Genomic DNA, 20,768 nt, shown 5'->3' on the forward strand with positions numbered 1-20,768 from the left:
CCACACGCTAGCCGGTCGGGGTCCCGGATCCTGCCGGGGAGTCGATCCCGTCGCGCACCCAGTCACCCCCGTCGCGCACCACATTGACCGCGAGCGGCAACTGATGCGACGCGCTTTCGAGAATGTGCATGAGGTAACCCGCGGTATTGACGAAGGCCGCGATGTCGCCGCGCGCCACTCCGTCGGGGAACCGCAGACGTCGGCGGGTCAGCAGCTCCTCCTCGACGCAATAGGCGCCCACCAGGAAGCCCTCGAATGCGGGGCTGGGAGCGCCGGCATCGGCAGGACGCACCCACCGCGGGTCGACCATGAAATCCACTGACGTCGAGCGCACCTGTGTGCGGTTCATGTGGAGGCCGACCAGGGGGATCCCGTCGCTGCTGGCCTTACGGAAGGCGACGGAGGCGAGCGTCATGCCACATCCGTCGAGCAAGGACCGTCCCGGCTCGCAGCGCAGTTCGAGGCCGCGTGCGGCGAGTTGCTCGGCCACGGTGGTGCCGTCGGGCGTGTGGGCGCGGAGGATGTCGCGCAGCCACTGGCCCCGCACGTGGCGCTGCCAGTACGGGTACACCGCGGCGGAGGGCCGCTCGGCACCGGGATCCGTCATCCCCAGCCGGTCGCCGCGCCACGTGAGCGTGTCGTCGCGGTCCACGTCGAGCCGCTCCCAAAAAGCCCGCCATTGGGCGCGATCCTCCAGGTAGGTCATGGGGACACCGCCGCCCATGTCGATGAAGGCGATGGGATGACCGGTCTCGCGCAGCCGGTCGGTCCACGCGAGGGCCTCGCGCAGGACCACGACGCGCTCGGCCGCGGAGTAGCCGTTGAGGTGGAAGTGGATGCCCTCGAGCCGCACCGCGGCGGGAGCGTCCTGCAGGGCTGCGTCCCACGAGGCGGGGGTGAGACCGAACCGCGTGGGCGCGATATGAGGGTCGGCCGATGCCATGCGCGGCGCCACCCGCGCCGTCACTGCGAGGTCGGTCGCCACGGCGACGATGTCCGCGAATTCGTCGCCGTTATCGAGGCTGATGAGGGCGCCCGCCGCGACCGCCTCGCGAAGGAGGGCGTCGGACTTCACCGCCGCCGTGACGATCAGCCGGCCCGCGTCCACGCCGAGCTCCAGGCACTGGCGTAGTTCGGCCAGCGAGGACACGTCGATGCCGAGACCGGCGGCATCGGCCGCCTTCACCACGGCAAACGCCTTGTTGGCCTTGCGGGCGACGTACACACCGAGGGTCACGCCCTCGTCGCGGGCGGCATCGGTCAACTCTGCGGCGTTGCGTGCCAGCGGCGCGAGGTTCAGCACGTTGACCGGCGACCCGTGCTCGCGGATGAGACCCGCGCACTGCTCGGGATCGGCGAGGAGGTCCTCCATCCACGGCTCGGTGCGGCCGGTGAGAGGCGAGACTCCCTCGCAGGCCACGGTGGGTGTCGGATCAGTCATGCGCAAACTCCTGTCGTGGGTCGAGGGTGGGGGCGGGCGCGCTGGCGTGGCGGCGCGCGAGCGACGCGGCCCAGCGCGCCGAGTCGCCATGGAGGCGGCGCTGGAGCGAGTCGTGGCCGATCACCGGATCTTCGGTGGGACGTCCCAGGGCGAACAGACCCGGCGTCACCATGCCGTCGCGGCCCTCGCAGGCAGCGTCGGGGCGCGTCAAGACCCCGCGCTCCCCGGGGCGCACGGTCACCGCGCCTGCCGCGAGGAGGGACGGCCACGGGTCGCGAGCGGCGTCCCCGGCTGTGGCGCCGACGGCGGCGGACTCGCGATCGACGCCCCACGGACGCGGCGCGTCGAGCACCCCGGGCCCGCGCGTGAAGGCGTCGATCACGTGAGCGTCCGCGTCATCAGGGGCCTCGCGCGCGACGTGCAACAGCCCGGCCTCTCGTAGCGCCACCAGGCGCCGGTGAGTCTCGAGCGGCGGCCCGAACGCCCACCGCTCCAATGCTGCCGCACGGCGCCGCCAGCGCGGCCAGGTGTGCGGATCGCGAGGCGCGCGTTCGAGCGAGCGCACCACGTCGGCGTAGCCCGCCGACCACGCGCGACCCCACCACCAGGCCGGGTCTGCGTCGGCGTCGCCGCGGGCGCGGGCGATGTCTGCGATCCCACGCTCGTCGGGCGCCTCGCGCCCGGTACCGCGCGGTCCAGCACCCCCCGCCGAGCGGTCGAGCCGTTCCCACAGGTCCTCGGGAGCAACGCGCACCCCGGCGGCTGCCGCGGCGGCCTCGGCCGCACCCGCCAGGACCTCCCACCAGTCATCGTCCGGCGTCGCCCCGGGCTCCCACGTCGCGGTCCGTGCGCGCACTGCCGCGACGACGTGCTGCGGCACCTCGACGGGTTTGGGGAGCATCGGCTCGCCCGAACGACTCACCAGCGTGACCGAGGCGGGCTCGCCTCCTGACGGCACGTATGCCAGGCCAGAGGGAGCATCGGCCGCCGACTCCCACCGCCCGCCGCGCGCGGCGGTGAGATCCATGACCACGTCGAACGCGGTGAGCGCGGCGCCGCGCACCACGACGCGCGACCCCGCCGTCGGCCCCGATGACGGCGACGCAAGAGCGCCGTGGTCGAGACTCGCCCCGCCGGCGTGGCCGGTGGTCAGCAGCACCTGCGCCGCGGTGACCGTGGACCCGCGATGGCCCGTGCACTCCCAGGAGGTGCCGACGCGGCGCAGCGACGTCACGCGCTGCGGGACGTGGCGGATCTGGAGGAGGCGCGAGTCCGCAAGTGCCCGGAAGGCCCAGGCGAGGTAGGTGCCCGTCTGTGCGCGCGGAGGGAAACGCTCGTCGCCCCCCGAGAACTGCGTGAAGGTCAGCGGCACGGACGGGCACGTGGCGTCGACGATGCCCGCGTCGACGTTCATCCGCAGGTGCTCGCCCTGGCGCGGATCCCAGACGGCGCCCGCTCCCGGCGTGTCGGGCTCGACCACGGCGACGATGAGGGGCCGCGCGGCGCCCACCCGCGCGAGTTCGCCCTCCAGATCCGCGAGCGCGTACAGCGCGCGCGGACCGCCGCCCACCACCAGCAGGTCACAGGCGCCGAGGCCCGCGGCGCTCACGGGTGTGCGGTGAATGGGTCGTTGCGGTCCAGGCTGGCGAGCGCCTGCGCACCGCCGTTGATCTCGGCGCGGACCCACACGTCGTTGTAGACCGTCGGAAGGTAAGCCGAGCCGCCGTCGTGCACCAGGAACGCGACGCAGGCGTCCTCCTCGAACGTGGGCAGGTCACGTGCGATCGCGGCAACGATCGCGCCCGTGGAGGCGCCCGCGAGGATCCCTTCGCGCCGAGCCAGGACGCGGCAGCCACGGATCATGTCGGATTCCCGAATGCGCCGCACGGCGTGGGGGTGGGCGTCCGCCGACAGGTCGGTCTCGAAGCCCGCGCCGAGGCCCGGAAGCTTGCGCTCCCCCACCGCGCCGCCGAAGAGTGCGGAGCCCTCAGCGTCGACGCCAACCAGCTTCGTGTGCCAGCCCTCGCGCTCGATCGCCTGCTGGCAGCCGAGCGCCGTGCCGGTCGTACTCATCGCCACGTACAGGTAGTCGGGCGCGGCGCCGAGCGACGCGACCATCTCCGGCATGGTGGTGCTGGCGTGGGCCGCGGGGTTCGCGGGATTGCCATATTGCCTGGTGGTGACCGCATCGCGGTGCTGCGCGAGGAGGGCCTCGACGCGTTCGACGCGGGCCCTCAGGCGGTTGCCGTCCGCGGGAGTGGGCACGCGCTCCAACCGCGCCCCGAACGCCGCCATGGTCTGGAGCGCGGCCTCGTTCGCCCGCTCATCGACTACCGCAACAAAGCGAAATCCGCGCTGCGTGCACTGACGCGCGAGCGCCATCCCCAGGTTTCCGGACGTCGACTCGACCACGGTTCCCCCCGGCTTGAGTGCGCCGCTGGCCTCCAGGTCGTCGAGGAGGAATTTGGCCGTGCGTTCCTTGGTGCTGCCGGACATTTGCAGCTGGTCGAGCTTCGCGTGGAGGCGGATGCGGGCGTCGGGAAACAACTTCTCGAGTGCCGTCACCCGTGTGGGCAGATAATCACCGTGGATGGGCACGCTCGGCATGGTGCGCGCGTCAGAAAAGTGCTGGATCGTCATTGAAGTGCCTCCCTTAGTGCGTCTGCCCCGGGTGGGGGGACGTCGGTGAGGGCCGCCGCAGGTCAGCGGCGACCGTCACTCGGAAAGCAACCCTCCAGGCGCCTGGTGCATTCCTTGCATGGCGAGGGGCCGATGCCGCGGCGGGGTTGATAGCGTCGTCTCACCCGACGACGTGGGGAGGTGCGGTGAGCAAGACCGCGATCGACACGGAACCGCAGGCCTTTGGCGTGCACTCCGAGGTAGGACAGCTGCAAACGGTGCTGGTGTGCTCGCCCGGGCTCGCCCACAATCGGCTCACGCCCTCCAACGCCGAGGCGTTGCTGTTCGACGATGTCATGTGGGTCGAGAACGCGCGCCGCGATCATGCGGATTTCGTCACGCTCATGCAGGGGCGCGACATTGAGGTCCTCGAGCTGACCGCACTCCTGACCGACACCCTGGACATCCCCGAGGCGCGCGCCTGGCTGCTCGACCGCAAGATCACCCCTAACGAGGTAGGCGTGTCGCTGGTCGACGATGTCCGCGCGTTCCTTGACTCCCTGCCCTCGTCCGACCTTGCACGCTACGTCCTGGGCGGGCTGTCGACCGCGGACCTCCCGCGCGACTTCGCTCCCCCTGCCGTCGAGCTGGTGCGCGAGGAGTCGGGCATGCGCGATTACCTCATGCCGCCGCTGCCCAACACGCTGTACACGCGCGACACCACGAGCTGGATCTACGGCGGCGTCACCCTCAACCCCCTGTATTGGGAGGCGCGCCACGCCGAGACGCTCGTGATGAAGTGCGTGTACTCGTTCCACCCCACCTTCGCGGGCCAGGTCACCACCTGGTGGGGCGACCCCGAGATCCCGCATGGCCTCGCGACGCTTGAGGGCGGCGACGTCATGCCCGTGGGACGCGGCGTGGTCGTCGTCGGCATGTCGGAGCGCTCGAGCCGCCAGGCGATCACCCAGCTTGCCACCGAGCTGTTCGCCGCCGGCGCCGCCACACGGGTCATCGTCGCGAAGATGCCCAAGCTGCGCGCCGCCATGCACCTCGACACCGTCTTCACCCTCGCCGACCGCGACGTCGCCACGGTCTTCCCCGCGATCGTCGACGACATCGAGACCTTCTCGATCTACGAGGCGCCCCTGCCGCTAGGCCTCGACGTGAGGCGCGAGTCCAAGCCCTTCGTCGAGGTCGTCGCGCAGGCGATCGGCCTCAAGGAATTGCGCGTCATCGAGACCGGCGGCGACCGCTACGCCGCCGAGCGCCAGCAGTGGGACGACGCCAACAACGTGCTGGCACTTGAGCCGGGTGTCGTGGTCGCGTATGACCGCAACACGCACACCAACGAGCGCCTGCGCCGGGCGGGCATCGAGGTCCTGGAAATTGTGGGCGCGGAACTGGGGCGAGGGCGCGGCGGCGCTCACTGCATGACACAACCCCTACGCAGGGAAGCATAGGCGCGCGGCCGGCTACGGCATCGGCCACTAGCCTTGCCCCATGAACCGGCTACAGAACGTGACGTACCTGGTACGCGACCAGGACGAGGCCGTGCGCTTCTTCGTCGACGCTCTCGGATTCGAGGTACGTCAGGACGAGACCTTCGCCGGCGGCTGGCGTCGCGTCGTGGTGGGTCCGGCGGCGGGCGGCACGGGATTCGTCTTGGCCGTCGCGGCGGCCGGCGCCCCTGTCGGGGGCCAGACGGGCGAGGACGTGGCGTTCTTCCTTGAGACCGACGACTTCGCAGCCGCCCACGCACAGATGCGCGCGCACGGCGTTCACTTCCGGGAAGAGCCGCGCCACGAGCCGTACGGCACCGTCGCCATCTTCGAGGACCTGTACGGCGCTCCGTGGGACCTCATCGAGCCGCCGCGAGGCTAGGCGTCAGCGTGTGCGGGGTGACTGAGGGCCGGTGCGCGGGTCCCACGCATCGGTGATCGCCAGCATGCGGGCGACGTCCGCGTGAAAGTCGCCCGTGACGAGCTGGTCGAGCGTCACCTCGTCGAACACGAGCCGGACGGCAGCGCGCGCCGCCACCCAGACTTCTTGCAGGTGGCGGAAATCGGCCGCATACGACACCTCGTCGGGGCGCAGGCCGTGGACGTCAGCGAGCGGGCCGTCGATGGCGCGCAGTACCTCCCCAAGCGTGATCTGCGAGGGGGGTCGGCGCAGGGCGTAGCCGCCGTCGGCGCCCCTGGTCGAAGACACGATCGCCGCACGCTTGAGGTCGGCGAGCACCGCCTCGAGGAACTTGCGCGGTAGCTCGTGGGCGTCCGCGAGCGCCTGCGCGGAGGCGCGGTCGGGGTAGCGCGCGGCCAGGGCCGTGACGGCCCTAGCCGCGTAATCACCCTTCGCGGACACGTGCATGGTGGTCATGCTAGTGCGCGACGCCCACCACCCCGCCGACATGCGCCGCGTCCGCAGGAGTGCGTGCCGCATCGGCTGGGAGCCTCAGCCACACGGGATCCCCCACGTCGACGCCGAGCTCGACCCACCGCGACCTCGGAAGGGTGACGACGGCCGGCTCGCGCGCCTCGCTGGTCTGTACCGTCAACCGCACCTCGAATCCCACCCGGTGCACGCCACGCACGGTACCGGCGATCGCGCCATTCACGGGCAAAGCGACCACGCCAATGTCGTGGGGTCGGACCACGAGCCCCGCGAGGGTCGTGGTGGGGCCCAGGAAGCGCATGACGAAGTCGTTCGCGGGGGCGTCGTAAAGCTCGTCCGGCGTGCCGATCTGCTCGACGCGACCCTCGTTGATCACCACGATCTGGTCGGCGACCTCAAGCGCCTCCTCTTGATCATGGGTGACAAACACCGTCGTCACGTGAACCTCGTCGTGCAGTCGCCGTAGCCACTGACGCAGCTCCTTGCGCACCTGGGCATCGAGCGCACCAAAGGGCTCGTCGAGCAACAGCACGGTGGGCTCGACGGCGAGGGCGCGGGCGAGCGCCATACGCTGACGCTGGCCGCCCGACAGTTGCGACGGCAGCCGGTGCGCGAACTGCTCGAGGTGCACTAGACGCAACAGTTCGTCGACCCGCTCCCGCACCTCCTCCTTGGGACGGTGGCGGATCTCCAGACCGAACGCCACGTTCTTCGCGACGCTCATATGCGTAAAGGCGGCGTAGTGCTGGAAGACGAAGCCCACGCCGCGCTTTTGTGCCGGCAGTCCCGTCGCGTCCTTCCCCTCGATCCGCACCCGGCCTTCGTCGGCGGATTCGAGCCCCGCGATGATGCGCAGCAGCGTCGACTTGCCGCCCCCGGAGGGCCCCAACAAGGCCGTGAGCTGACCCGTGGGCAGGGACAGGTTGACGTCGTCGAGGGCCACGAAGGAGCCGAAGCGCTTGCCGACTCCCTGAATATCGATGCTCATGAGGTGCCCTTTCTTTCGGCGCGCGAGCGCAGCACGCTCACCACGACGATGGCGATGATGGAGACGGTGGCCAGCAGCGCCGCGATGGCGAACGCCTGTTCTTGGTCGAAGTCGAAGTACATCTGCTCGACCATGAGCGTCGCGGTCTGGGTCTGGCCGATGAGGTTGCCGGAGACGATCTTGACGGCGCCGAACTCGCCGATCGAGCGGGCCAGGCACAGCACGACGCCGTACGTCAGGCCCCACCGGATCGCGGGGATCGTGATGCGCCAGAAGGTCTGCGGCGCGGACGCCCCGAGCGAGCGCGCGGCCTGTTCCTGGTCGGTGCCGACCTCGGTGAGGACGGGCACGATCTCCCGAATCACCAGCGGCATCGCCACAAAGGTCGTGGCGAGGATGATGCCGGGCGTCGAGAACAGCACCTGGATGCCGGCGGCCGCGAGGGGGACGCCAAAGACGCCGCGCGTGGTCTCGTACACCAGCACAATCGACAGGCCCACCACGACCGGCGAGACCGACAACGGCAGGTCGAGGATCGCGTTGAGGAGGCGCTTGCCTGGGAACTCGTAGCGGACGATGAGGAGCGAGACGGCGACGCCGAACACGACGTTGAGCGCTACTGACCAGGCCGCAGCGATCGCGGTGAGCCGCAGCGAGGCGAGCACGAGCGGGTCGGTGAAGGTCTCCACTACTGGCGCGAGGCCATCGGCAAAGGTGTTCCAGAACACGAGTGCGACCGGCCACGCGACCAGCAGGCCGACGTACGCGATAACCCCGGCTCGTAGGGCGATACGGCCGATGCCGTGGCGGCCTTGGCGGCGATGCCCGCCCTGGGGGCTGGGCCGGGCGGCCCGGGCGGGTGTGGGAGCGAGATCAACCACGGCGGGCCACCCTTCGCTGAAGGAGATCCAGAGCCACGAGCACCACGAGGGCGATCGCGAGCAGCACGGTCGCGACGACCGCGGCCTCGGAGAGTTGTCCGTTCTCGATGTAGGTGAGGATCCGTACGCTCGTCACCTCGGTGCGCAACGCGAGGTTGCCCGAGATCAGCACCAGCGCGCCGTACTCGGAGACCGCCCGCGCGAAGGACATCGCGGCACCAGCAGCGATCGCCGGCGCGAGCGCGGGCAGCAGGACACGCGCCCACGTCTGGACTCCCGAGGCGCCAAGGCTGCGCGCGGCCCGCTCCACGTCGGGATCGAGCTGCTCGAGCACCGGCTGGACGGCGCGCACCACGAAGGGCAGCGTCACGAACGCGAACGCGAGAAACACGGCCGCCCTGGTGTTGGCCACGTCGACGCCCACAGGGCTGCGCGGCCCGTAGAGCCCGAGCAGCACCAGTCCCGCGACGATGGTGGGCAGGGCGAACGGCACGTCGATGATGACCTCGATAGCCCTCTTCCCCACAAAGCGGTCGCGCACCAGCACCCACGCGATCGCGGTACCCACCACGACATTGAGCACCGTCACCAGCGCGGCCTGCCCGACCGTCAGCGTGATCGCGGCCAACGTCTGCGGGTTAGTCAGCACGGACCACGCACCGGCGACGCCTCCCGAGGCGGCGGCGGCCACGACGGCGCCGAGCGGGACGAGCACCAGCACCGACAGCCACAACACCGACAACCCGAGCGTCACGCCCGTGCCCCGAGTAAGGGTCGACCGGGCGGCCGCCCGCCGCCCCCTCAGGGGCGTACGGGCGGCACTGTCGGCCAGCGTCGTCACGACGACTTACCTGTCTCGACCTGGATCTGCGTGATGATGCCGGTGTCGGGGTCGAAGAACTCGGGGTTGGCCGCTTCCCAGCCGCCGAAGTCGTCGTCGATCGTCAGCAGCGCGGCCGGCGCAGGAAAGGGATCGGCGGGATCATTCGCACCCTCGACCTCGCCCACCTCGACGCCGTCGATCACAGGTCGGAAGCCGAGCTTCGCGAACTCCCCCTGCGCCTCAGGTGCGTAGAGGAAGTCGAGCCACGCCTCGGCTCGCGGATCGGCGTCCTTGAGCACCGCCCCGGGGTTGTCGATCCTGAGCGTCGTGTCTGGAAGCACGTAGTCGATTTCCTCACCTTCCTGCTTGGCGAGGATCGCCTCGTTCTCGTACGACAGCAGGACGTCACCCGTGCCCGACAGGAACGCGCTCGTGGCGTCGCGGCCGGAGCCGGGCAGCGCCACGACGTTGTCGAACAGTGCGCTCGTGTACTCCTTGGCGTCCTCTTCTGAGCCGCCGTCGGCGATCACCTGGCCCCAGCCAGCGAGGATGTTCCACCTGGCGGAGCCCGACGATCCGGGGTTGGGCGTGACGATCTCGACGCCGTCGGCGATGAGGTCGTCCCACGAGTCGACGCCGAGTGGGTTACCGGGCCTAACCGCGAACACCACGACGGACGACGACACGATGCCGCCATGCTCCCCCTCGTTCCAGTCCGCATCCACGAGCCCGGCGTCCACCAGCCGCGTCACATCGCCCTCGAGCGAGAAGTGCACATAGTCGGCGTCGAGGCCGGACTCGACGGCGCGGCTTTGGTCACCCGAGGCGCCATACGACTCGGTCCAGGTCACCCCCGCGCCCTCGTCGGTCTGGCTCCACAGCTCCTGGATCGCATTATTGGCGGCCTTGGGAACGGCGTAGCCCACGAGCGACAGGGTCGTGTCCTCCCCCGCCGCTGGCGCAGCGGCTGCCTCGCCGCTCGTCGCGGCCGCGGCATCGGTGGACGACGGAGACGACCCGGGGCTCGCGGGCGCGCAGGCGGTCACCACCATCGCCACGATTGCCGCTCCACCCACCTTGGCCCACGTCTTCGTCATGTCATCTCCTTCTTGTTTCTGACACCGGTGCGCGTCACCGGTGCGCGCCGCCGAGTCGTTTCGCCTGGTCCATCTTTTGGCGCATTCCTATCGGCTTGATAGAGATTAGGGACAACGGCAGGCCGTGTCAAGCGTGCCGGCCGACCGGGGCAGGCTCAGTCCGACGCCCCGCCGTGTCCGATAGCCTCACCACAGGGGCCACACACCACCGGGAGACCGCCACCGATGACCACTGGGCTACTCGATCGCGCTCGCATGCGGCTCTACGAGCCGCGGCCGCCACGCCGGCGCGCGCCGGGCATCCTTGAGCCGAGCTTTTCTGCCGTCGGGCTGGTGATCGCTCTGTGGTTTTTCTCGATCTCGCTCACGCCCTCCCTGCTGCCCCGCGAGGGGTGGGTTCAGGGCATCGAGTCGGGAGTGGCGGCGATGGTGGGATACGGCCTCGGCGCCAGCGCGTACGCGATCGCTCGGTTCCTCACGGTGCCCGCGGCGCACGGACGCGTGCGGGCCATCCTGCTGGTCTGCGCGCTCGGACTTATCGCGGTCCAAACCGGCTTCACCGTGTGGGCGTATGTGGGCTGGCAGAACGCCACCCGGCTCGACTTCGGCATGGAGCCCCTGTCGCCGCTCGTGTGGCCGGCGATCGTGCTCGTGGGCGCCGCGTCCGCCGCCATCCTCCTCATCATCGCCCGGACCGTCCGGACCCTGTTTCGCCAAGCCGACAACCTCGTGGATCGCTTCATGCCGCGTCGCCTTGCCGTCGCTACCGTGGGCGTCCTCCTCACCGGACTGCTGTGGTGGGTGGCCTCTGGCGCGTTCGTGAACGCCTTCTTCACCTTCTCCAACTGGACGTTTTCCGGACAGGACCTGCAAACCAACCCGGACGCCGCGCGCCCGCTGGACCCGACAAAGTCGGGCTCGCCAGCATCGGCCATCCTGTGGGAGGACCTGGGCCGCCAAGGCCGTTCTTTTGTCTCGGCCGGACCCACCGCGGCGGACATTGACGCCGCGGGACCCGGTGGCGCCCGCGAGCCCATCCGCGCCTACGTGGGCCTGCGTAGCGCCGAGACCCTCCAGGAGCGTGCCGACCTGCTGCTCGATGAACTCATCCGCACGGACGCGTTCGACCGCGAGGTCATGGTCGTCGCGACGACCACCGGCACGGGCTACCTCGACCCGCACGGCATGGACGCTTTAGAGTTCCTGGTCAATGGCGATACCGCGATCGCGGGCGCGCAATACTCGTACCTGCCCAGCTGGATCTCGCTGTTGGCGGACCAGGCCGAGGTCGAGGACACGAGTCGGGTGGTCTTCCGCACCATCCACGACTACTGGGCGACGCTGCCCGACAACACCCGCCCGCAGCTATACCTCTACGGCCTATCGCTCGGCACCACCGGAGTCGAGGCCATCCTGTCCAGCGTCGACATCCTCAACGAGCCCATCGACGGCGCCCTCATGACGGGCGCCCCCTTCCTCAACGAGATGCACTACGAGATCACCGAGGCACGCGACGACGACTCGACCGCCGCCCTCCCCGTCTTCAATAGCGGCCGCACCGTGCGCTTCGCGAATGAACGCGGCATCGCGCCCGGCAATGTGGCGGACTGGGGCACCACACGGTTGCTCTACCTGCAGCACGGCTCGGACCCCGTGGTGTGGTTCAACCAGCATCTGGCGTTCGAGGAGCCAGACTGGCTGCGCGACGGCGAGCGCGCCCCCGACGTGTCCGCGGAGATGGCCTGGTACCCCCTCGTCACGATGTGGCAGGTGCTGCTCGATATGCCGGCGGCGGGGTCCGTGCCCGAGGGCTTCGGCCATCTCTACACCGTCACCGCCAACCTTTGGGCGTGGGCGGCAGTCACGGATACGGACATGGCCGATGCGGATCTCACCGCGCTCGCCACTCACCTCGAGGAGAGGGCCGACGCCGCGGAGGCGGCACTCGAGGCTTCGCCCTCGTAGGGCGTGGGAAGGGTCACAATCCGGTCACGACCACGGCACGGCAACATACAACTCTGTATCCTTTTGCGAGGCGGGTGCTGCCGCGCGGTCCACGCCATCGAGACCGCGCGAGGCACCCGCTTCTGCCGGGTCGCGACGGCGAGCTGAGGGAGTCGTCGCGGCCCGGCTTTCTTGTGCCCGTACGGAATTACGCAATATCGCAACATCGTAATTGCTTTTTACGTGTCACCCCCGCTAGTCTCCGGATCAGGCTCGCTCCCCGAGCACGCCCGCGCGCCGATGCGCCGCCCCTTCACCTGATCGATGGAGTCCCCGTGAGACACCCGAGTACGCGCCTGTGCCCCGCCGCATGGCTTGCTGCACTCCTCTTGTCCCTGCTCACCGCGTCCGTGCTGGTCGCCGCACCCGCGCAGGCGGAAGAACGTCCCTCCGGATCGCTCACGTGGGGCGTCAAGTCCTCGTGGCGTTCGTACGTGACGATGTTCGGCGGCTCCATCGAGGGCTCCTCCGGGGCCACAGTGACCGCCGGCGTGGCGACCTTCCCACTGGGAACGGCCGACCTCGACGAGGACGGCGCCGGCACCGTGCAGTACTCGGGTGCCGTGTCGTACACCGTGCCGAGCCACGGCATCGACATCACGCTGACCGACCCGGCGGTGGTGATCGGCGCCGCCGGCGATGTCGTCGTCACGGTTGTGGCTGTCACGCAGGACGGCGACCAGGGCCGCGTGACTCTCGCATCCATCGACGAGTGGGCCACGTCCGAGGCCGGTGGCGCGGTGTCCGGGTCTGGACTCGCCACAACGGGGGCCGCCGGAGCGGCAACGGTCTTTGGCCGCTACGACGGCGAGGCATTCGACCCCATCACGCTGTCCTACCCCGCGCCGGTCGTGGTGGAGCCCGAGCCCGAGCCCGTCACGCCGACCGTGACCGTCTCGAAGACCACCGACCTCGATGGCGATGGCGAGACCGTCACCGTCACCGGCACCGGGTTCCTTCCGGCCACCGACGGTTCCACCTCCGGAACTCGTCCCCCGCTCGCCGGAAAGTTCACCGGCATCTACGTCACGTTCGGCAAGTACGCGGACGCATGGCAGCCCTCCACGGGCGCGGCATCCGCCGCCCGCGTCAACAACGACACCCGCTGGGCCGTCCCTGCGGAATCGATGGCCACCATCGGTGGTGTATCCGCCGGCGCCGTTGAGCTCCGCGCCGACGGCACCTTCACCGCCACCCTTGACGCCAGCGATTTCGCCCCCGAGGCCGACGGCACCTACGGCATCTACACGTATCCCGGCGGCGGAGCGAAGTACGCCCCCTTCGAGACTGCGACCCCGGTGACATTTGCCCAGCCCGAGCCGGAGCCCGTCGACCCACGCGTGACGGTCGCGCCCGAGGAAGACCTCGAGCCGGGCTCGACGGTGACGGTCTCCGCAACCCTGCCTGCCTTCGTCGACGGCACACCCACCTCGGTCTATGTGATGTGGTGCGCCGAAGGCGACGCGCCCGTCGGAACGGCGGAGGGGCGCCTCACCGGCGACGCCTGCGACGCGTCACAGCAGCAGTTTCTCTCCTCCGTGTCGCAGTACGGCGGAGCCGTGCCCGCCACCGGGACGGTGACGGGCGACGTGTGGGAGTTCACCACCACCCTTGCCGCGCCGGCTGCGTTTGGCGCGCACGTGTGCGCCGCTTCCGCGGATGCCACCGACGCCTGTGGCGTCTTCCTTCGCCTCGCGCACACCTTCCCCGGCAACTATTCACTCGACCAGTTTTACCCGGTGACGTTCGCGCACCCGGCGCTGGCCGAGCCGGTGGTGACGGTCACGCCGTCGACGAATCTCGACGGCGAGGGCGACATCGTGACGGTCACAGGAGCCGGCTTCCTGCCTGCTGCCGACGGCACCACCACCATGGCTCCGTATTACCCAGCTCCTCTGGCGGGCAGTTTCTCGGGCGCCTACGTCGCGTTCGGCAAGTTCGCCGACACGTGGAAGCCGTCGGAAGGCGCGGGCCGCGCGGCACGGAATACCGCCGACGTGTACTGGGGCATCTCTCGCGAGACCTATGACGCCCTGACCGACACCACCGGCTACCTGCCCATCGAGGCCGACGGCACGTTCAGCATCGAGCTCGAGGTCTCGGACTATGCGCCCGATGCCGCCGGCACCTACGGCGTCTACACCTACCCCGGCGGCGGCGTCGCCTATCCCCTCTTCGAGACCGCCACGGCGGTGACCTTCGCGGCCGACGAGCCGGTCGACCCCACCGATCCCGTCGACCCCGTCGACCCCACCGATCCCGTCGACCCCACCGACCCCGAGACCCCCGTCGAGCCCGCGAGTGGCGACCTGGTGTGGGGCATCGACAAGGAGTTCATCTCCTACGTCACCGGGCCCATCGCAGCCGGTCGCGTGTCGGTCAGCGGCGGCGCCCACAAGTCGGGCGAGCTCTTCACCTTCACGGCCGCAGGCGGGAACTCCGACCTCACGACGGGTACCGGCACGGCGAAGTTCACCGGCTCGGTGCACTTCACGGGACACCACGGCGCGCTCGACATCGCGCTGAAGGACCCGCAGATCACGCTCTCCAGCTCCACGCGGGCTCAGCTCACCGTCGTGGTCGACGGCAAGCGCATCGCGCTCGCCGACCTTAACGTGGGCGCGTCCCCCCGGACGGCCGGTAGCGGCTCGGTGACCCTCACCAAGGTGCCCGCAACCCTCACCGAGGCAGGATCCGTGGTGCTGACGTATGACGCTGGCACGGCCCTCGATCCCGTCAAGGTGACGCTCGGTGCGTCCAAGCCAGCCTCGGGCAGTGGCGACGGGTCCGGCAACGGCTCTGGCAATGGTTCGACCGGCGGCTCCGGTTCTGCGGGCGGCTCTCACGGAGGCTCGACGGGAGGATCGACTGGCAGTGATGGCGGCACCACCACGCCCGTGACGGTCACGGATGAGCCCGATACCTCCACCGCGGTCGTGGGACGCCTCACGTGGGGAATCAGCTCAGGCTTCCGCAACTACGTGACCGGCCCCATCGCACAGGGCCAGATCTCGGTGAGCGGCGCAAGCTCTAACGGCTCGACCTTTACGTTCCTGCAGACCGACGGCAACGCCGATGCCGAGGAGGGCACCGGTTCTGCGTCCTACGGCGGCTCGGTCACCTTCACCGGCCACCACGGTGCGCTGAGCTACACCTTTGCCAACCCGCAGGTGCGTCTCACCTCGCCCACCCGTGCCGTCCTGAGCGTGTCCGTCAACGGCTCGCGGATGGACTTCGCGAACCTGGGCCTCGCCTTCGGCACCCGTACTGAGCTCGACGGCGCCGTCCGCTACTCGGGCGTGCCCGCCTCCCTCACGGCCGCAGGGGCCGCCGTCCTGACGGGCCCCGGCGGTCAAAGCCTGGGCGTCGACCCCGTGACGGTGACGTTCGGTACGGACGCCGCCACGGCATCGGCTGGTGGTACGCGGGTGGTCCAGACGGCCGCTGTCGCCGAGGAGAGCGACGAGATCCCCGCGACCCCCCCGGCCACCGAGGGCATCGAACTCGACGAGGAGACCCTCGCAGCGCTGCTCGCGGGCGAGGTCGTCACCATCGCGGTGCCCGGATTCGAGGCGAACGAGCAGGGCATCCGCGTGGTCGTCTATTCGACGCCCACGCTCCTGGGCGAGGTGAACGCCGATGCCAACGGCGTTGCCACGTGGACCGGCTCCCTGCCCGCGTCGCTGACCGGCGAGCACACGCTCACCTTCCAGGGCTCGCAGGACGTCGGGATCGTGCTTGACATCCCTGCCTCGACCGCGGGCATGTGTGTGGCCGATGCGTCACTTGCCTGGGGTTTCAAGGAGTCCTTCCGCTCGTACATCGAGTCGACGATCGCGAACGGCGAATGGACGCTCGACGGCGTGACCGAGGAGGGCGGCATCTTCACGTTCGGTGACGGCGAGGCCGTCATCGACCCGGACGACACCACCGGCACCGTGTCGTGGACCGGCACCATCGATTTCACCGGCCACGACGGCGCGCTCGACACGACGATCGGAAACCCGGTCATCGAGCTCTCGGCTGATGGCACCTATCTGCTGCTCGACGTATCCGGCGACACGCAGGACGGGGCGGAAGTGTCGCGAACCGGCATCCGCTTCGCCGAGCTCGACCTCGGTGCAGCGGAGATGACGACCGAGGGCGAGGTTGTCACCGTTGCGGCACTTCCCGCCACGCTGACCCAGGCGGGAGCCGACGCGTTCGGCACCTACCCCGCCGGCGAGGCGCTCGACTCGCTGTCGGTGGCGCTGACGTCGGAGGACGGCTGCGTCCTGGCCATTGCCGGCGGCAGCACGGCGGCGGCAGAGGAGCCCGAGGAGGAGCCGTCGGCTGAGCCCTCCAGCGAGACCGCGGCCGTCGAGGCGGAGGCTCCCGTTGAGGAGTCCTCGAACGTCTGGATCTGGGCCGTCGTGGCCCTCGCGGTGCTCGGTGCCGCGGGCGCCGGCGTGGTGGCGGTGCGCCGCCGCGGCTAACACAGACTCACGAGGGGCGGCCGACGGGACATCGGTCGCCCCTCGTGCTGTACGCACTACCCGCGGTCGTGGAGCGTGACGAGATAGCCGTCGGGATCGGCGAAGACAAACGTGCGGCCGAAGGGCCCATCGAATGGTGGCGTCACGATGCGATGCCCGGCGGCCGCCAGAGCATCGTGAATGTGTTGCACCTCCGTCGCGTGCATCCACAGCGCGATGCCGACGCCAGGCCGCGCGGCGGGGAGCCCGTCCCCCTCGATCACGTCACGCAAGGCAAAGGCGATGGGCGTGGTGGCGAACACCACGGCGTGCGGGGGACCTGCGGGCGACCGCTCGAGGCCGAGGAACTCCTCGTAGAACGCTTGGGAGGCGACAAGATCGCTGACTTGCAGGGAGACGAAGTCGGGTCCGGTGACAGGCATAAGCCCTCCTCATTTAGGTGTCAGTTATGTGACATTCGGCAGCGTATGTCAGAATACTGACATGGCGCAAATCGACGACCAGATCGACCTCCCGACCTCGGTGGGATACCTCCTCAAAGAAGCCTCGAGCACCCTGCGGGCAACCATGGAACGTGCCCTGCGGCCGCTCGGGATGACGGTGACCCATTACTCGTGCCTGGAGCTCCTCGCACAGCGCCCCGGCCTGACCAATTCCGAGCTTGCGCGCGGAACCTTTGTGACCCGACAGTCGATGAACGTGCTCCTCCACGCGCTCGAACGCGATGGCTACGTCACACGCGCCGTCGATGCGGCATCGGGGCGCTCCATTCCCACGTCGCTCACCGCCTTCGGCGAAGCCGAGCGCGCGAAGGCCAGCGCTGCGGTCCGCGCTGTCGAATCGCGCATGACGAGCAGCCTCACGGAGGACGAGCGCACGCTCGCCTTCGACCTGCTGTCACGCATGACCGCAGCACTGAACTAGCGGAACTATCCCAGCCGCGCCCTGGCAGCCGAAACCGCGCCACCCATGAGGCTCCCGAGCCGCACATGTCCCCACGTGCGCCACGAGCGGGCTGGACCGCTAGCGGCGCGGAAGGACCAGCGGCGTGCCGTCGGGGCCGTCGAGCACATGCACCGGGAGGCCATAGACCCGTTCGATGAGCGCGGGCGTGAGCACGTCGGCGGGAGACCCGAGCGCGGCGATGCGGCCGCGCTCCATCACGGCGATGCGGTCGGCGTAGGCGGCCGCGAGCGAGAGGTCGTGGAGCACCACCGCGACCGCGACACCGTCGTGCGCGAGTGAGCGGGCCACGCGCAGCACGTCCTCCTGGTGCTTCAGGTCCAGGGCCGCGGTGGGCTCGTCGAGCAGCACCGCGCGGGTGCGCTGCGCGAGCACGCGCGCGAGGGACACTCGGGCACGCTCGCCCCCCGAGAGTGACGTAAAGGTCCGCTCGGTGAGGTGTGCGACGTCGCACGTGGCGAGGGCCTGGGCGATCGCCTCCTCGTCGCCGTCGGCCTCGGAGAGCCCCTGCCAGGGGGCCCGGCCCATCTCGACGACCTCCCACACGCGGAAGGGGAACGCCACCTGGTTGTCCTGCGCGAGCACCGCCCGACGCCGCGCGAGGTCGCCCGGGGTCCAGTCGCGCACGTCGCGATCGTCGAACGCGACGGTGCCCGACGAGGGCGAACGGTCGCCGGCGAGCACGCTCAGCAGCGTGGACTTCCCCGCCCCGTTGGGGCCCACCAGGGCCACGAGTTCACCGTGCGCGACGTCGATCGAGACGTCCTCGACCAAGGTCGCGGGGCCGATGCGCACGCCCACGCTCTCGGCGTGATAGGCCAGCGAGAGGGCGCCGGTCATGCCCACCCTCCTTGGCGCGCACGCGCGCGTCGCAAGAGGTAGAAGAAGAACGGTCCGCCGATGAGGGAGGTGAGGAGCCCGATGGGAAGCTCGGCGCCCGTGACGGCGGTGCGAGCGAACAAGTCGGCCCACACCAGCAGCACGGCGCCGCCCAAGAGCGACCCGGTCAGGAGCAGACGGTGCGCGGGTCCTAAGACCATGCGGATCGCGTGAGGAACCACGAGCCCCACGAACGAGATGATCCCAGCGAACGCGACGGCGGCCCCGGTGAGCACCGCGACCAGGACGATCGAGACGATCCTGAGGCGCTCCACGCGCAGACCCAGGTGGCCTGCGGTGCGCTCCCCCAGCGCCAGCAGGTCGTAGCGGCGAGCGAGCGCCAACGCGATGGTCGAGGCCGCCACGGCAAACACCGCGACCACCGCCACCTCGTTCCACCGCGAGCCATTGAGCGAACCCAACTGCCAGAACACGATCTGCTCACGCGCGGCGGAGTCGCCCACGAAGATCACGAGCGCCAGGCCGGCTCCCGCGAAGGCGTTGACGGCGATGCCAGTCAGCAGTAACGTCACCACCTCGGTGCGGCCACCTGCGCGCGCCATGACGTAGACCATCAGCGTGGCGCCCACTCCGCCGATGAACGCCATCGACGCCGTGCCCACCACCCCGGCGAGCACGCCCCCGGAGACGATGCCCAGCGCGGCACCCAGGGCCGCACCGGAGGACACACCTACCACGCCGGGTTCAGCGAGCGGATTGCCGAAGACCGCCTGCATCACGGCGCCGGCGACCGCGAGCGCCGCTCCCACGAGCAGGCTCATCGCGACGCGCGGGAACCGGATCTGCCACAGCGCCTCGTAGGTGATCTTGGACGAGGGTGCCCACGCGGTGTCGATGCCGATCCCGCGCAGCAGCGCGCCGATCACCTCGGTGACCGACACGGTGAGCTGACCCACCCCGGCGGATGCAATGACGCCCACCGCGAGCAGGACCGCGAGCGCGACGAACAGCGCGGCGGCACGCAGCCGCGGCCGCGACGCGGGGGCCAGTCCGGGCGCCCCGACGGGCGTTACCACTGCATCGGCCATCAGGACTCCGGCGCGTACACGGCGCGCGCGAGAGCGTCGAGGATCGCGGCCGATCGCGGCCCGAAGGCGAGCAACTGGCTGTCGGCCATGTCGACGATGCGGCGGTGCTGTCCGGCGGCCGTCAAGGCGATCGCGGGCTTGGCTTCGAGCAACCCGTCAACGCCACCCACCGAGTCGAGGCCGTGGCTCATCACCAAGATCACCTCGGGGTCGGCCGCCAGCATCGCCTCATCGGTCAGCGGCTTCATGCCGTCCAGGCCGATCTCGGCGGCGACATCTACGCCCGCAAGGCCCGCGACCAGGTCATCCGCACCCGACTCGTCGCCGAACATGTAGTAGATGCCCGAGGCGCCGCGCAGGTACAGCATCATGACCCGCAGCCCCTGCTCGGGTGCGAGGGCGGCGATCTCCGCGCGGGTCGCGGCGACGTCCCGCGCGATCTGCGCGGCGAGGTCCTCGCCGGCAGAGGCCACGCCGAGCGCCGCCGCGACCTGGCGCGCCAACTCACCGGCGCCGTCGAACGAAGCCTCGTTCTCGACATGGACCACCGGCACTCCCGCGTCAGCGATCTGCTCGACGGCATCGGTGGGACCGATGGACCCGTCGGTGATGACGACCGACGGCTCCAGTTCGAGCACCGCCTCAGGGTTGATGGTGTGCGACGACCCCGTCACAACCGGAATGTCCTCGGTCCCGGGAAACTCCGCAGCCACGTCACGACCCACGAGCGAGCCGCCCTGGCCCAGAGCCCACAGCGTCGCCGCAATCGAGCCGGACATGTCGAACGCCACCACGCGGGAGGTGTCGGCGACGTGCACCTCGACGTCGCCGCCACGCGTGTGCGAGGTCACGGCCACGGGCAACGTCGGAAGGGGTGCGGGATCGAGGACCTCGACGGCCGCATCGGCCATCGTGGCCGTCGAGGGCCCCTCGTAGGCATGTGGGTCGGCAAGCAGGTCGAGTTCGGCCAACGGTATGGCCGATGCCGTGGCGGGCTCAGCGGACGGCTCACCACTGGGGTCCACCACCGCCGATGGCGCAGTTGCCGCCGCCTGCGACGACGACTCGGCCTGGGGCGTCAGCGGCACGCACGCGCTCAGCGCCAGGGCAACGCTCACCGTCGCGGCGGCCTCCCAGGCGCCGCGACGCATCACA

The 20,768-nt window shown here is 70.1% G+C and carries 17 protein-coding genes; 5 read left to right on the forward strand and 12 right to left on the reverse strand.

Annotation, left to right across the window (positions count from 1 at the left end; translation table 11 throughout):
* Positions 1 to 7 precede the first annotated feature (7 nt).
* Genes B7K24_RS10375 through B7K24_RS10385 form a run of 3 tightly spaced genes read right to left on the reverse strand, consistent with a single transcriptional unit; the run spans position 8 to position 4,081 of the window.
* The gene (locus tag B7K24_RS10375) at positions 8 to 1,441 is read right to left on the reverse strand and encodes a hypothetical protein (RefSeq protein WP_084130270.1); all 1,434 of its coding nucleotides are present in this window, start codon (positions 1,439 to 1,441) and stop codon (positions 8 to 10) included.
* Entirely contained in the window at positions 1,434 to 3,050 is a 1,617-nt protein-coding gene (locus B7K24_RS10380) for an FAD/NAD(P)-binding protein (RefSeq protein ID WP_144268250.1), read from the reverse strand. The genes B7K24_RS10375 and B7K24_RS10380 overlap by 8 nt, the downstream gene beginning before the upstream one ends.
* Entirely contained in the window at positions 3,047 to 4,081 is a 1,035-nt protein-coding gene (locus tag B7K24_RS10385) for a pyridoxal-phosphate dependent enzyme (protein WP_084130272.1), read from the reverse strand. Before B7K24_RS10385 ends, B7K24_RS10380 begins: the two co-directional genes overlap by 4 nt.
* Positions 4,082 to 4,266: 185 nt before the next feature.
* Between B7K24_RS10385 and B7K24_RS10390 the strand changes: the two genes are divergently transcribed.
* Both B7K24_RS10390 and B7K24_RS10395 read left to right on the forward strand, forming a co-directional pair.
* Positions 4,267 to 5,523, forward strand: coding sequence for an arginine deiminase (locus B7K24_RS10390; RefSeq protein WP_200808333.1), 1,257 nt, complete (start codon positions 4,267 to 4,269; stop codon positions 5,521 to 5,523).
* 40 nt (positions 5,524 to 5,563) lie between these two features.
* Positions 5,564 to 5,944: a VOC family protein gene (locus B7K24_RS10395; protein WP_084130273.1), complete on the forward strand. Its 381-nt coding sequence runs from the start codon at positions 5,564 to 5,566 to the stop codon at positions 5,942 to 5,944.
* Between the two features lie 3 nt (positions 5,945 to 5,947).
* Here the strand turns inward: B7K24_RS10395 and B7K24_RS10400 are convergent, their stop codons facing one another.
* Genes B7K24_RS10400 through B7K24_RS10420 form a run of 5 tightly spaced genes read right to left on the reverse strand, consistent with a single transcriptional unit; the run spans position 5,948 to position 10,243 of the window.
* A complete protein-coding gene (locus B7K24_RS10400; protein WP_084130415.1) occupies positions 5,948 to 6,430 on the reverse strand; it encodes an Rrf2 family transcriptional regulator in 483 nt (160 codons plus the stop codon).
* 10 nt (positions 6,431 to 6,440) lie between these two features.
* Complete coding sequence (locus B7K24_RS10405) at positions 6,441 to 7,442, reverse strand: sulfate/molybdate ABC transporter ATP-binding protein (protein WP_084130274.1); 1,002 nt, start codon at positions 7,440 to 7,442, stop codon at positions 6,441 to 6,443.
* Positions 7,439 to 8,323, reverse strand: coding sequence for a sulfate ABC transporter permease (locus B7K24_RS10410; protein WP_234986674.1), 885 nt, complete (start codon positions 8,321 to 8,323; stop codon positions 7,439 to 7,441). Before B7K24_RS10410 ends, B7K24_RS10405 begins: the two co-directional genes overlap by 4 nt.
* On the reverse strand, positions 8,316 to 9,164 hold the full coding sequence (gene cysT, locus B7K24_RS10415; protein WP_234986675.1) for a sulfate ABC transporter permease subunit CysT: 849 nt from the start codon (positions 9,162 to 9,164) through the stop codon (positions 8,316 to 8,318). Before cysT ends, B7K24_RS10410 begins: the two co-directional genes overlap by 8 nt.
* Entirely contained in the window at positions 9,161 to 10,243 is a 1,083-nt protein-coding gene (locus B7K24_RS10420; protein ID WP_084130275.1) for a sulfate ABC transporter substrate-binding protein, read from the reverse strand. Before B7K24_RS10420 ends, cysT begins: the two co-directional genes overlap by 4 nt.
* A gap of 255 nt (positions 10,244 to 10,498) precedes the next feature.
* Between B7K24_RS10420 and B7K24_RS10425 the strand changes: the two genes are divergently transcribed.
* Together B7K24_RS10425 and B7K24_RS10430 are read left to right on the forward strand one after the other, a co-directional pair.
* Positions 10,499 to 12,208: an alpha/beta-hydrolase family protein gene (locus B7K24_RS10425; protein WP_234986676.1), complete on the forward strand. Its 1,710-nt coding sequence runs from the start codon at positions 10,499 to 10,501 to the stop codon at positions 12,206 to 12,208.
* Between the two features lie 314 nt (positions 12,209 to 12,522).
* On the forward strand, positions 12,523 to 16,722 hold the full coding sequence (locus B7K24_RS10430) for an HtaA domain-containing protein (RefSeq protein ID WP_159449221.1): 4,200 nt from the start codon (positions 12,523 to 12,525) through the stop codon (positions 16,720 to 16,722).
* Between the two features lie 56 nt (positions 16,723 to 16,778).
* On the opposite strand, the gene B7K24_RS10435 is transcribed toward B7K24_RS10430, so the two are convergent.
* Positions 16,779 to 17,144, reverse strand: coding sequence for a VOC family protein (locus B7K24_RS10435; RefSeq protein ID WP_084130278.1), 366 nt, complete (start codon positions 17,142 to 17,144; stop codon positions 16,779 to 16,781).
* Between the two features lie 61 nt (positions 17,145 to 17,205).
* Between B7K24_RS10435 and B7K24_RS10440 the strand changes: the two genes are divergently transcribed.
* A complete protein-coding gene (locus B7K24_RS10440) occupies positions 17,206 to 17,646 on the forward strand; it encodes a MarR family winged helix-turn-helix transcriptional regulator (protein WP_084130279.1) in 441 nt (146 codons plus the stop codon).
* A 99-nt stretch (positions 17,647 to 17,745) separates the two neighbouring features.
* On the opposite strand, the gene B7K24_RS10445 is transcribed toward B7K24_RS10440, so the two are convergent.
* From B7K24_RS10445 to B7K24_RS10455, 3 genes are read right to left on the reverse strand one after another with little or no spacing between them, the layout of a single operon-like run.
* Positions 17,746 to 18,525, reverse strand: coding sequence for a heme ABC transporter ATP-binding protein (locus B7K24_RS10445; protein WP_084130280.1), 780 nt, complete (start codon positions 18,523 to 18,525; stop codon positions 17,746 to 17,748).
* Positions 18,522 to 19,613 (reverse strand): iron ABC transporter permease, encoded by a 1,092-nt coding sequence (locus B7K24_RS10450; protein WP_084130281.1) that lies wholly within the window; start codon positions 19,611 to 19,613, stop codon positions 18,522 to 18,524. Before B7K24_RS10450 ends, B7K24_RS10445 begins: the two co-directional genes overlap by 4 nt.
* Positions 19,613 to 20,764 carry a hemin ABC transporter substrate-binding protein gene (locus tag B7K24_RS10455; RefSeq protein ID WP_234986677.1) on the reverse strand — a complete coding sequence of 384 codons (1,152 nt, stop codon included), beginning with the start codon at positions 20,762 to 20,764 and terminating at the stop codon, positions 19,613 to 19,615. Before B7K24_RS10455 ends, B7K24_RS10450 begins: the two co-directional genes overlap by 1 nt.
* Between the last annotated feature and the right edge of the window lie 4 nt (positions 20,765 to 20,768).

The organism is Demequina sp. NBRC 110055, from assembly GCF_002090135.1.
GTDB lineage: Bacteria > Actinomycetota > Actinomycetes > Actinomycetales > Demequinaceae > Demequina.

Coding starts and splice junctions, on each gene's coding strand:
- B7K24_RS10425 (WP_234986676.1), top strand. CDS start 10,499: ATGCGGCTCTACGAGCCGCGGCCGCCACGCCGGCGCGCGCCGGGCATC.
- B7K24_RS10420 (WP_084130275.1), bottom strand. CDS start 10,243: ATGACGAAGACGTGGGCCAAGGTGGGTGGAGCGGCAATCGTGGCGATG.
- B7K24_RS10445 (WP_084130280.1), bottom strand. CDS start 18,525: ATGACCGGCGCCCTCTCGCTGGCCTATCACGCCGAGAGCGTGGGCGTG.
- B7K24_RS10395 (WP_084130273.1), top strand. CDS start 5,564: ATGAACCGGCTACAGAACGTGACGTACCTGGTACGCGACCAGGACGAG.
- B7K24_RS10400 (WP_084130415.1), bottom strand. CDS start 6,430: ATGCACGTGTCCGCGAAGGGTGATTACGCGGCTAGGGCCGTCACGGCC.
- B7K24_RS10405 (WP_084130274.1), bottom strand. CDS start 7,442: ATGAGCATCGATATTCAGGGAGTCGGCAAGCGCTTCGGCTCCTTCGTG.
- B7K24_RS10375 (WP_084130270.1), bottom strand. CDS start 1,441: ATGACTGATCCGACACCCACCGTGGCCTGCGAGGGAGTCTCGCCTCTC.
- B7K24_RS10385 (WP_084130272.1), bottom strand. CDS start 4,081: ATGACGATCCAGCACTTTTCTGACGCGCGCACCATGCCGAGCGTGCCC.
- B7K24_RS10450 (WP_084130281.1), bottom strand. CDS start 19,613: ATGGCCGATGCAGTGGTAACGCCCGTCGGGGCGCCCGGACTGGCCCCC.
- B7K24_RS10435 (WP_084130278.1), bottom strand. CDS start 17,144: ATGCCTGTCACCGGACCCGACTTCGTCTCCCTGCAAGTCAGCGATCTT.
- B7K24_RS10440 (WP_084130279.1), top strand. CDS start 17,206: ATGGCGCAAATCGACGACCAGATCGACCTCCCGACCTCGGTGGGATAC.
- B7K24_RS10455 (WP_234986677.1), bottom strand. CDS start 20,764: ATGCGTCGCGGCGCCTGGGAGGCCGCCGCGACGGTGAGCGTTGCCCTG.